The organism is Polaromonas sp. P3_C2 (assembly GCF_056402675.1).
The window spans coordinates 1-2,840 of record NZ_JBFUGX010000556.1; the positions used below are offsets into that span (position 1 = coordinate 1).

At 60.4% G+C, this 2,840-nt stretch carries 2 protein-coding genes; one reads left to right on the forward strand and one right to left on the reverse strand.

Translation table 11 applies throughout. From position 1 onward, the window contains the following. Positions 1–156: 156 nt before the first annotated feature. Positions 157–1,011: a 4,5-DOPA-extradiol-dioxygenase gene (ygiD, locus tag AC1DWI_RS18870; protein ID WP_477669128.1), complete on the reverse strand. Its 855-nt coding sequence runs from the start codon at positions 1,009–1,011 to the stop codon at positions 157–159. Between the two features lie 271 nt (positions 1,012–1,282). On the opposite strand from ygiD, the gene AC1DWI_RS18875 reads away from it, so the two are divergent. Continuing rightward, on the forward strand, positions 1,283–2,695 hold the full coding sequence (locus AC1DWI_RS18875) for a polyhydroxyalkanoate depolymerase (RefSeq protein WP_477669127.1): 1,413 nt from the start codon (positions 1,283–1,285) through the stop codon (positions 2,693–2,695). Positions 2,696–2,840: the final 145 nt, after the last annotated feature.

Sequence of the window (2,840 nt, forward strand, 5' to 3'; positions counted from 1 at the left end):
GGTTATCCATCCGGAAGTGGCCTGACCGGCCCCCAGCACGGCAGTGGCAAAAGCCAGGCTCCTCAAAGAAAATAGGTTACAGCCCATGACTGACGGGCGCAAGCAGCTATCAATTCAATAGCGCCTCAAGCTACCTGACACTCCGCTCCAACAGATTCATCCCCAAACAACCGACCGCATGGAAATGGAGCCGGCCTGAAAGCTGGTGTTGAAAAACCGCATCGGCTCCTTCGCATCAACCGCGCCTGCGGTGTACAGCAGCGGAAGGTAGTGCTCATGGGTGGGGTGCGCCATCTTCGCCACCTGGCCCAGCTTCTGGAAGTTCTGCAATGCGTCCAGATTGCCCTGCTGCAGATAGCCACCAATCGTCTGGTCGAACTCCAGCGCCCAGTCGTAGGCCTGGTTACCCGCGGCCCCCCGCTGCATCTGGCGCAGGTTGTGCACGATATTGCCGCTGGCCACGATCAGCACGCCGCGGTCCCGCAACGCCTTTAACTGCTTTGCCAGCGCATAGTGCTCCTCGGGCGCCCGGCTGTAATCCATGCTGAGCTGGATGACCGGGATGTCCGCATCCGGAAACATGGGCTTGAGCACCGACCAGGCACCGTGGTCCAGTCCCCATTCACCTTCGTCCAGGCCGAGCGGCGCCGACGCGCGCTGCCTGACCAATTGGCTGATCACCTGCGCCGCCGCGGTGTCGCCGGGCGCGGGGTATTGCTGGTCGAAGAGCTCCTGCGGAAAGCCGCCAAAGTCGTGGATGGTTTTGGGCTTGTCCATGGCCGTCAGCCACCAGCCTTCGGTCAGCCAATGGGCGGAAATGCACAGAATCAGCTGCGGCCTGGGGAATTTCGACCCAAATTCGGCGCCCAGCGCCTGCCAGCTGCGCCGGTACTCGTTGTCGCCGATGGCGTTCATCGGGCTGCCGTGGCCCACAAAAAGGACCGGCATATGGTCTGATTTCTTCAGGGAGGCCAGTTGATCCAGCGAGGAGGCGTCAATCGGGGGAAGCATGTTGTTTTTCCTGTTGAAGGGCTGCAGCTTCAGGGCGGGCAAAGACCACCGGCTGCAGGCAGAATGGTAAGTGTTCTTTCAATTCCGCAGGTGGTGGCGGTTTCTCGGTCCGCAAGCCAAGCTGGCACCATCGTGGTGCTTTTGGCGTCAACAGTGTGAAAACCGCCCGGTATTGGTGGTTATCCTCAAATCAGTGCGGCAACCCCCTGTTATATTGCACTGCAACATATTACGATTTACCGAAGTAACCCTAAACCCAAGGTTGACCCCGATGCTGTACCAAGTCTATGAAGCCCAACGCACCTTGATGGAGCCTTTTGTCGACTTTGCGCAAGCCGCTGCAAAGCTCTACGGCAATCCCCTGTCGCCCATGGGCCAAAACCCGTTTGCCCAACGCGTCGCTGCCGGCTACAGCCTGATTTACCGGCTGGGCAAAGACTACGAAAAACCGGCCTTTGACATCCGGACGGTGGACGTCAACGGCACCGAGGTCAGCATCCACGAACGCGTGGAAATCGACAAACCCTTTTGCGAGCTGCGCCGCTTCAAGCGCTTCACCGACGATCCCGCCACACTGACAGGCCTGAAGGGCGAGCCCGCCGTGCTGATCGTGGCGCCGCTGTCAGGCCACTATGCCACCTTGCTCCGGGACACCGTCAAGACCATGCTCAAAGACCACAAGGTCTACATCACCGACTGGAAAAATGCGCGCACCGTGCCGCTTTCCGAAGGTTCATTCAACCTGGACGACTACGTCAACTACGTCCAGGAGTTCATTCGCCACCTCCAGGGTATTTACGGCAATTGCCACGTCATCAGCGTCTGCCAGCCCACTGTGCCGGTGCTCGCTGCCGTGTCGCTGATGGCCTCCCGAGGCGAAACGACGCCCTTGAGCATGACCATGATGGGCGGCCCGATCGATGCCCGAAAATCGCCCACGGCAGTGAACAACCTGGCCATGAACAAGAGCTACGAGTGGTTTGAAAACAATGTGATTTACCGCGTGCCCAGCAACTTCCCGGGCGCAGGCCGTCGTGTGTACCCCGGCTTTTTGCAGCACACCGGCTTCGTCGCGATGAACCCGGACCGCCACGCCAGCAGCCACTACGACTACTTCAAGGATTTGCTCAAGGGCGACGACGCCAGCGCCGAGGCGCACCGCAAGTTCTACGACGAATACAACGCCGTGCTCGACATGGATGCCGACTACTACCTCGACACCATCAAGACGGTGTTCCAGGAGTTCAAGCTGGTCAACGGCACCTGGGACGTCAAGGGTGTGGACGGCCAAATGGAGCGTGTGCGGCCCGAAGACATCAAAACCACCGCCCATTTCACGGTAGAAGGCGAACTGGACGACATCTCCGGTTCTGGCCAGACCGAGGCGGCACACGGTCTTTGCCACAACATCCCCAAGGCGCTGCAAAAGCACCTGGAAGTCAAGGGTGCGGGCCACTACGGGATTTTCAGCGGCCGCCGCTGGCGCGAGATCGTCTACCCGCAAGTCAAGGCCTTTATTCTTGAGAACAATCGGGCCCCAGCCCAATCCAAGCGCGCGCCAGCAGCTACCAAAACGATAGCAAAGCCAGTGCGCACCGCAGCAGCAAAGCCTGCCGCCAAAGCCGCCCCGAAGGCCGCAGCAAAGCCGGCGGCAAAAAAAGCAGCACGCAGCAAGAAGGCTTGAGGGCGGCGGCAAGGCCGGGTCGAGCGCAGACAGAGCGGGGGCCATGACTGGTAGGACAATAGGCGGGTGATCTCCCCCCCCGACTCCAGACTTTTCGAGCGCATCAACGCCGCCCTGCCCCAAACCCTGTGCACCCGCCGCGGCT